Annotated in this window: 7 protein-coding genes; 4 read left to right on the top strand and 3 right to left on the bottom strand. The window is 73.0% G+C overall.

Features of this window, described 5'->3' with window-relative positions:
* Positions 1 to 466: 466 nt before the first annotated feature.
* From MFF61_RS08045 to MFF61_RS08035, 3 genes are all read right to left on the bottom strand, one after another.
* Positions 467 to 2,266, bottom strand: a complete 1,800-nt coding sequence (locus MFF61_RS08045; RefSeq protein ID WP_238234566.1) for an NAD(P)/FAD-dependent oxidoreductase — start codon at positions 2,264 to 2,266, stop codon at positions 467 to 469.
* Between the two features lie 312 nt (positions 2,267 to 2,578).
* Complete coding sequence (locus MFF61_RS08040; protein ID WP_238234565.1) at positions 2,579 to 3,502, bottom strand: pseudouridine-5'-phosphate glycosidase; 924 nt, start codon at positions 3,500 to 3,502, stop codon at positions 2,579 to 2,581.
* Positions 3,503 to 3,675: 173 nt separating this feature from the next.
* Positions 3,676 to 4,332 carry a GntR family transcriptional regulator gene (locus tag MFF61_RS08035; RefSeq protein ID WP_238234564.1) on the bottom strand — a complete coding sequence of 219 codons (657 nt, stop codon included), beginning with the start codon at positions 4,330 to 4,332 and terminating at the stop codon, positions 3,676 to 3,678.
* Between the two features lie 139 nt (positions 4,333 to 4,471).
* Between MFF61_RS08035 and MFF61_RS08030 the strand changes: the two genes are divergently transcribed.
* From MFF61_RS08030 to MFF61_RS08015, 4 genes are read left to right on the top strand one after another with little or no spacing between them, the layout of a single operon-like run.
* Entirely contained in the window at positions 4,472 to 5,797 is a 1,326-nt protein-coding gene (locus MFF61_RS08030) for an MFS transporter (protein ID WP_238234563.1), read from the top strand.
* A gap of 14 nt (positions 5,798 to 5,811) precedes the next feature.
* The gene (locus MFF61_RS08025; protein ID WP_238234562.1) at positions 5,812 to 6,492 is read left to right on the top strand and encodes a DUF2848 domain-containing protein; all 681 of its coding nucleotides are present in this window, start codon (positions 5,812 to 5,814) and stop codon (positions 6,490 to 6,492) included.
* Between the two features lie 4 nt (positions 6,493 to 6,496).
* The gene (locus MFF61_RS08020; RefSeq protein WP_238234561.1) at positions 6,497 to 7,327 is read left to right on the top strand and encodes a hypothetical protein; all 831 of its coding nucleotides are present in this window, start codon (positions 6,497 to 6,499) and stop codon (positions 7,325 to 7,327) included.
* Positions 7,324 to 8,607: an amidase gene (locus MFF61_RS08015; RefSeq protein ID WP_238234560.1), complete on the top strand. Its 1,284-nt coding sequence runs from the start codon at positions 7,324 to 7,326 to the stop codon at positions 8,605 to 8,607. Before MFF61_RS08020 ends, MFF61_RS08015 begins: the two co-directional genes overlap by 4 nt.
* Positions 8,608 to 8,697: the final 90 nt, after the last annotated feature.

Raw genomic sequence — 8,697 nt, 5'->3', positions numbered from 1 at the left:
CCAGCCGCAAGGACAACGCCGCCCACGCTTCTCTTTCTCAGATCAACTTGTCAAAGAACCACCTGCCGGAGCAGGCTACACCCTGATAAGACACGCCCGCAGTCCCGAGGCTCTACTCGGCTCTGCCGCTCGTCTTCTCTGGAAGACTGACGCCGGGGCCGGAAGTGCTGGCCGCCGCGTCGGTGGAGGGGCGTATAGGCCCGCCGCTCCGGGCTGTCAACACGCAATCGGCGCTGCCGGATCGGCGGGTCGCCTGAGCGGCCCGGGCCAGGTCGAAACCGAGGCCCATCGGCTCGTCTGCGTGTCCGTGAAGATCAGCGGGCACCGAGGCGCCGTCACCGACAGTCCCGATATGGTGATGATCGTCGCCGATTCAAGAGGCGGGATCGTGATCGACTGATCCGATCCCGCCGTTCGCTCTGGCCGATCTCAGATGGTGATGGCAATCGGCCTTTCAAGGGCGCGGTCAGCGGGTGTGGTGCACCTCCTGCAGGCCGTAGACCGGCGTCGGGATGCCCTCGTGGCGCGCCTTGAGCTGCAGGGCGAGGACGTGGGAGTAGTGGCGCGACTGGTGCAGGTTGCCGCCGTGGAACCACAGCGCCTCCTGCCGGGTCGGCTTCCACATGTTGCGCTGCTCGCCCTCCCACGGCCCCGGATCCTTCGGGGTGTCGGAGCCGAGGCCCCAGACCTTGCCGACCGTGTCGGCGACCTCGCGGCTGACGAGGTCGGCGACCCAGCCATTCATCGAGCCGTAGCCGGTGGCGTAGACGATCACGTCCGCCGGGATCTCGCGGCCGTCCTCCAGGCGCATGCCGGCCTCGGTGATCTCCTTCACCTGCCCGCCGACGAGCTTGATCTTGCGGTCGATGATGAGCTGGGACGCCCCGACGTCGATGTAGTAGCCCGAGCCGCGGCGCAGGTACTTCATGAACAGTCCGGACTCGTCCGCCCCGAAATCGAGCCGGAACCCGGCGGCGTCGAGGTCGCGGTAGAAGTCGGCATCGACCTCCCGGATCTTGTCGTAGACCGGCTTCTGGAACTCGTGAAGGATGCGGTAGGGCAGCGAGGCGAAGATCAGATCGGCCTTGGCGGTGGTCATGCCGGCCGCGACTGCGCGCTCGGAATAGAGGTCGCCGAGCCCGTACTCCATCAGCGAATCCGAGCGCACGACGTGGGTCGAGGAGCGCTGCAGCATCGTGACGTCGACGCCCGCCTCGTAGAGCGCGGCGCAGATGTCGTGGGCGGAGTTGTTCGAGCCGACCACCACCACGGTCTTCCCCACATAGGCGTCCGGGCCCGGGTGCTGCGAGGAATGGTGCTGCTCGCCCCGGAACCGCTCCATCCCCGGGAAGTCCGGGATGTTGGGCTTGCCCGACATACCGGTGGCAAAGACGAGCTGCCTGGGGCGCAGGGTGATCTCGCGCCCGTCGCGCTCCACCACCACCGCCCATTCCTTCGCGGTCTCGTCGTAGGCGGCGCGCTTGGCCGTCGTGCCGCCCCAGTAGTTCAGCTCCATGACCTTGGCGTACATCTCCAGCCAGTCGCCGATCTTGTCCTTGGGCGCGAAGACCGGCCAGTTCTTCGGGAAGTCGATGTAGGGCAGGTGGTCGTACCAGACCGGATCGTGCAGGCAGAGCGACTTGTAGCGCTTGCGCCAGCTGTCACCCGGCCGCTCGTTCCTCTCGACGATCAGGGTCGGCACCCGGAGCTGCCGGAGCCGGGCGCCGAGCGCGATGCCGCCCTGGCCGCCGCCGATGATCAGCACGGCGGGCTGCTCGGTGTGGCCGAGGCGGGCGGCCTCCTCCTCGCGCTGCTCCTTCCAGCTCTTGGCGCCGGGATGGACCCCGTGGCGGGCGCCGAGCGGGCGCGTGAAGCCGGCCTGCTCCTCGTGGCCCTTCAGCTCGATCATCGTGGTCAGCAGGGTCCAGATCAGGTCGCCCTTCAGCCGCACCAGCCCGTAGCCGCGGGCGACCTCGGTGTCGAAGGCGAACCAGGCCTGCGTCACGCCATCGGCCTCGGTGGGCACCTCGCCTTCGGCGAGCCGCCAGTCGCGCGGCCGCACGTGGGCCAGGCAGTGGGTGAGGAGATCGCGCACCCCGTCGCGGCCCTCCACCGTCTTGATGTTCCAGGTGAAGGCGACGAGGTCGCGCCAGTAGCACGCGCCGGAGAACAGGGTGACGGCCTCGTCCACGTCGCCGGCCTGCAGGGCGGCGTCGAGGCGCTTGAGCACCGCCTCGACTCGGGCGGCGGGGGTTCTGTCGAGCATGGGCGTCCTCCGGATCCGGCGCCGGGCTCCACGGCCCGGGTCGCACGGGCGCGGCGACGGTCCCGGCCGCCCCGCGCGCACCGCCTCGTTGGTCGGTCCCGGCGGAGGCGGGGCGGCACGGCGCCTCGGTCCGGGGCGATCCTGCGGCGTCCTCGCCGCGGGCGCACGGGTCCGGTGCAGCCGGCCTCGGCTCGTGGTGCGATCGCCCCGAGACCGACGCGCCTTCCCCGGGCGGATCATGGGTCGGCGGGTCGGCCGGACGCAAGTCCCCTGGGGCAGCTCCCTTGAGGCAACTCCCTTGAGGCAGCTCCCTTACGGCAGCCCGGCCTGCCGCAGCGCCACCGCCATGCGGGCCGCGAGCGCCGCATTGTTGCGCACGAGCGCGATGTTGGTCGCGAGGCTGCGCCCGCCCGTGAGTTCGAGCATGCGGGCGAGCAGGAAGGGCGTGACCGCCTTGGCGGCGATGCCCGCCTCCCGGGCCTGCGCGAGGGCGGCCTCGATCCGGGGGGCGATCTCGGCGGCCGGGATCTCGTCGGCCTCCGGCACCGGGTTGGCCACCAAAACACCGCCCGCGAGCCCGAGCGCGTCCTTGGCCCGGATCAGGGCCGCCAGCGCCTCCGGCGTGTCGAGCCGGAGCGGCGCGGGAAGTCCGCTGTCGCGGCTCCAGAAGGCCGGGAAGCGGTCGGTGCCGTAGGCCACCACCGGCACGCCGCGGGTTTCGAGGTATTCGAGGGTGCGCGGCAGGTCGAGGATGGCCTTGGCGCCGGCGCAGACCACGGCGACCGGCGTGCGGGCGAGTTCGTCGAGGTCGGCCGAGATGTCGAGCGTCGCCTCGACGCCCCGGTGCACGCCGCCGATCCCGCCCGTGGCGAAGACCCGGATCCCGGCGAGATGGGCGCAGATCATGGTGGCGGCCACCGTGGTCGAGCCGTGCTTCCCCGCCGCCACCGCGTAGGGCAGGTCGGCGCGGCTGAGCTTCAGCACGTCCGGCGCCGTGCCAAGCCAGTCGAGCACCTCGTCCGGCAGCCCGATCCGCAGGCGCCCCGCCACTACCGCGATCGTGGCCGGCACGGCTCCGTTCCGGCGCACCTCGGCCTCGACCGCGCGGGCGGTCGCGACGTTCTGCGGGTGGGGCATGCCGTGCGTGACGATGGTGGATTCGAGCGCCACCACGGGCGCGCCCGCCTCGCGCGCGGCGCGCACCTCCGGGGCGAGATCGATCGGCGCGTGGAGCATGGCGGGCCTCGCGGGTTGGCCGCCATAGGCCATGGCAGATTCCGCCCGTCCGCGCGAGGGCCGCTTCAGGGCGTGCCGAGTCCTTGGTGAGCGGGACCGGAAGGTGTCGGGCAGCGCGCTCGGCCCGGTGTTCAGCGCGGGCCCGTTCGGGCCGAGGTCTCGCCCGGGCCCCCTCAGGCGAGCCGCGAGGCCAGCGTCCGGGCGAAGGAATCGATGTGCGCCGCCATCGCGGCCGCGGCCCGCTCCGGGTGGCGGTCGCGCAGCGCGTCGCGGATCGCGGCGTGCTCCTCGGCCACCTCGGCGAGGTGCTGGCCGGTGGCGAGCGACAAGGCCCAGAACCGCACCGAGCGGCCGTGCAGGCCGGCCAGCACCTCGGCGAGCACGCGGTTGCCGCTCGCCTCCGCGATCACCGCATGGAAGCGCCGGTCGGCGTCGAGGATCGGCCCGAGTTCGGCCACCGGGCCGGCCGGGGCCTCGGCCAGCAGCGCGTCGAGCCGCGCGAGATCCGCCTCGGTGATCCGCTCGGCCGCAAGCGCCGCGCAGGGCGGCTCGGTCAGGCGGCGCACTTCGATGAGATGCGCGAACTCGTCCATCGAGAGCGGCTGCACCAGCACGCCCTTGCGGGGCAGGATACGCACCAGCCCCTCGTGCATCAGCCGGTGCAGGGCCTTGTTCACGGGGGTGCGGCCGATGCCGAACTCGGCGCAGAGCGCCGCCTCGTTGACCGCGTCCCCGGGCTTGAGGCGCAGCGCCAGGATGTCGTCCTTCAGGCGCCGGTAGGCGCGCTCGTTCTGCGTATCGTTTGGGCGCTCCGTTGCACGCATTCGCATCACCACCGCCGCAGCCGCCGCCGGCGACCCTGGCCGGGCCGGCTTCTCGCGAGCCATAGCACGCCTTGTGAAATTTCACAGGCATGGTACTTGCGAGGCAAGACGCGATGCGGCCGTTGCGGACCGCGGGAGACGTACGATGGACAGGGTGGAACACGAGGTGAGCGCGGCCGAACTGGACGAGGGCTATCGCAGGGCGACCCTGCGGCTGATCCCGTTCCTCGTCTTCCTGTTCATCCTGGCCTGGATCGACCGGGTGAACGTCGGCTTCGCCAAGCTGCAGATGCTCTCCGACCTCAAGTTCAGCGAGGCGGTCTACGGCTTCGGGGCCGGCATCTTCTTCATCGGCTACTTCCTGTTCGAGGTGCCGAGCAACCTGCTTCTGGAGCGCATCGGCGCCCGCAAGACCCTGGCGCGGATCACCCTGCTGTGGGGGCTCGCCTCGATGAGCCTCGCCTTCGTGCAGTCGGAATGGGCCTTCTACGCCGTGCGCTTCCTGATCGGCGTGTTCGAGGCCGGGTTCTTCCCGGGCGTCGTCCTGTATCTCACCTATTGGTTCCCGACCGCGCGCCGCTCGCGCATCAACGGCCTGTTCATGACCTCGTTCGCCATCGCGGGCATCATCGGCGGGCCGATCGCGGGTCTGATCATGGGCACGATGGGGGGCGTCGGCGGCCTCGCCAACTGGCAGTGGCTGTTCATCCTGGAGGGCATCCCCTCGGTGCTCGCCGGCATCGCGGTGCTCGCCCTGCTGCCGGACCGGCCGCAGGATGCCCGCTGGCTCTCCCCGCGGGTCGCGGCCGCGATGAGCGCGCGCGTCGCCGCCGAGAGCCGCGCCGCCGGCAAGGAGGCGAGCTTCAAGGCCGCCTTGAAGGACGGCCGGGTCTGGCTCTGCGCCCTGATCTACTTCTGCATCGTCAGCGGCAACGCCACCATCGCGTTCTGGACGCCCTCGATCATCAAGGAGATGGGCGTGCGCGACGCCATCACCATCGGGTTCCTGGCCGCGATCCCGTTCATCGCCGGCACGATCGCGATGGTGTGGAACGGGGCGCATTCCGACCGGTCCGGCGAGCGGCGGCTGCACTGCGCGGCGGCGAGCCTAATCGCGGCGGCGGGCCTTGTGGCCACCGGCGCGCTGATCGGGCAGGCGGCGCTGGCGCTCGCGGCGCTCACGGTCGCGGCCATCGGCATCCTGGCGGCCTTCCCGGTGTTCTGGGCGCTGCCGCAGACCTTCCTGGCCGGCACCGCGGCGGCGGGCGCCATCGCGGCGATCAACTCGATCGGCAACCTCGCGGGCTTCGTGGCGCCGTACATGGTCGGGGTCTCGACGAGCCTCACCGGCTCGGCCTCGAACGGCCTCTACTTCGTGGCCGGCCTCGAATTCCTGGCCGCCCTCCTGGTCTTCGGCTTCGCCCGCTGGCACGAGAGGGCCGAGACGACGCTCGCGCCCGCCGCCTCCTGAAGGGGAACGACACGATGCTGACCTTCGCGCGCAGCGCTTACGGGCGTCAGGACCGGATCGCGCTCGATCCCGAGGCGGTGGTGATCGGCGGCTGGGCGGGCCGCGACGAGGCCGCCATCCGCCACCACATCGAGGAACTCGCGGCGATCGGCGTGCCGCGCCCCTCCTCGGTGCCGGTCTACTACCGGGTGGCGGCCGAGACCCTGACCCAGGCCCCGCGCCTGACGGTGCTCGGGCCGGACACCTCGGGGGAGGCCGAGCCGGTGCTGGTCTCGCTCGCGGACGGGCTCTGGCTCGGGCTCGGCTCCGACCACACCGACCGCAAGGCCGAGACCATCGGCATCGCGCTCTCCAAGCAGCTCTGCGGCAAGCCGGTCGGCACCGGGCTGTGGCGCCTCGACGAGGTGGAGGCGCACTGGGACGAGCTGATCCTGCGCGCCTTCGCGACCATCGACGGCGAGCGGGTGCTCTATCAAGAGGGCCGGCTCTCGGCCCTGCGCCCCCCGCGCGACCTGATGCAGCGCCGCCCCGGCGGGCCGGACCTGCCCCCCGGCACGGTGATGTTCGGCGGCACGCTCGGCGCCATCGGCGGCATCCGCCCGGCCTCGCGCTTCGAGATGGAGCTGGAGGACCCGGTGCTCGGCCGCCGCCTCGCCCACGGCTACGACGTGGTGACGCTGCCGGTGGTGGCCTGACGCCGTGGCGGGCGGCCTCGTGACGGGCTTCGCCCCCGCCTTCTGGGCGGCGCTCGCCGCCAAGATGCTGGCGAGCGCCGCGGTGGTGGTGCTCGCCTCCTACGCGGTCGAGCGCGCCGGCTCCCTGGCCGGCGCGATGATCGCCACGCTGCCGCTCTCGGCGGGTCCCGCCTACGTCTTCCTCGCCCTCGACCACCCGCCGGACTTCCTGCGCGACAGCGCCGTCGCGAGCCTGCCGGCCATCGCGGCGACGGCCCTGTTCATCCTCGCCTACGCGGCGCTCGCCCGCCGGCACGGCCTCGCCGTCTCGGTGGGGGCCGCGCTCGCGGTCTGGCTCGCCGCCGCGTCCCTCCTGCGCGCGGGCGTCACGGGGCTCGCCACGTCTGCGGCCGCGGCGGCGCTCGTCATCCTGGGCTGCATCGCAGCCGCCCGGCCCCTGCGCGAGGCGGCGGCGGTGCCGGCGCGCGGCGGGCGCGGGCGGGACGTCGCGATGCGCGCCGGCATCGTCATGCTGCTCGTCGCCGCCGTGGTGGTGGCCGGCCGCGTGGCCGGGCCGGGCCTTGCCGGCCTCCTGGCCTTCGCGCCCGTCGTGATGGTCAGCCTGGCGGTGATCCTGCATCCGCGCCTCGGTGGGCCGGCGAGCGCGACGGTGCTCGTCCTCAGCCTGCCCGGGCTCCTCGGCTTCGTGGCGGCGCTCGCGGCCCTCGCGCTCACCGTCGAGCGGCTCGGACCCGTCTTCGGCCTCTCGCTCGCCCTCCTGATCAATGCCAGCTGGAACGGCACCGTCCTGCTGATCGGCCGCCCACCCCGCTCACCCGTGGAGACACGACCATGACCGCCATCCGCGACGACCTCGAACGCCGCCTCGCCCTGATCGGGGAGCCGGCAAGCCGCCACGTCTTCACCCTGCTCTACCCCGAGGCCGCCCGGGTGGCGGCCGACGCGGCGGATGCGCGGCGCCGGGCCGGCCTCTCGCTCGGCCCGCTCGACGGCGCCATCGTGTCGATCAAGGACCTGTTCGACGTCGCGGGCGAGCCCACCACCGCGGGCTCGGCGATCCGCCGCAAGGCGGCGCCGGCGGAGCGCGACGCACCCGTGGTGGCGCGCCTGCGCCGGGCCGGCGCGGTCATCATCGGCAAGACCAACATGTCCGAGTTCGCCTTCTCGGGGCTCGGTCTCAACCCGCATTGGGGCACGCCGGGCAACGCCGCGGATCCGAGCCTCGTGCCGGGCGGCTCGTCCTCGGGCGCGGGCGTCTCGGCGGCGCTCGGGACCAGCGACATCGCCATCGGCACCGACACCGGCGGCTCGGTGCGCATCCCGGCGGCCCTGAACGGGGTCGTCGGCTTCAAGCCGACCGCCCGGCGCGTGCCGCTCGACGGCGCCTTCCCGCTCTCGCCCTCGCTCGACTCGATCGGCCCGCTCGCCCGCACCGTGGCGGCCTGCGCCGAGACCGATGCGGTGCTGGCCGGCGAGGAGTTCGTGCCGCTGCGCCCGCTGGGCCTGCGCGACCTGCGCATCGGCGTGCCGCGCGGCCTGCTCTTCACCGAGACCGACCCGGCCGTGGCGCAGGCCTTCGAGGCGGCGCTCGGCCGGCTCGGGGCGGCCGGCGCGCGCATCGGCGACCTGCCCTTCGACGACCTGATGGGCCGCATGGCCGAGGCGACCGCGGCCGCCCCCCTCGCGGCGATCGAGGCCGCGGAGGTCCATGCCGACTGGATCGACGCCGAGGAGGCCTCGTTCGATCCGCGGGTGCACGCCCGCATCGCGCGCGGGCGCCCGGTGGCGGCGGGCACCTACATCCGGATGATGCGCGCCCGCGCCGGGCTGATCCGCGCCGCCGACGAGCGCCTCGCCGACGTCGACGTGATGGCGCTGCCGGCCACCGCGATCCCGGCGGTGCCGATCGCCGCGGTGGCGGAGGACGACGCCTTCACGCGCACCAACCTCCTGATGCTGCGCAACACCATGGTGGGCAACCTGTTCGACCTGACCGGCATCTCCCTGCCTCTCCCCGGACAGGCGCGGCCGGTCGGGCTGATGCTGCTCGCCCGCCACGGCCAGGACCGGCGCCTGCTGGAGATCGCCGCGGCCGTCGAGGCGCAGGTCTGCTGAGGCGCAGGTCCGCTGAGGCGGCCCATCCCGGCGGCACCGTCCTTGCGGTATGTCGGGGCGTGAACCGCCCGGCCTCCCCGGCCGGCGTGA

Origin of the sequence: Methylobacterium isbiliense (assembly GCF_022179325.1) — a bacterium.
In the GTDB taxonomy this organism is placed as follows: Bacteria; Pseudomonadota; Alphaproteobacteria; order Rhizobiales; family Beijerinckiaceae; genus Methylobacterium; species Methylobacterium isbiliense.
The sequence above is the reverse complement of the archived record's forward strand: the minus strand, read 5'-3'. Positions and strand labels throughout refer to the sequence as shown.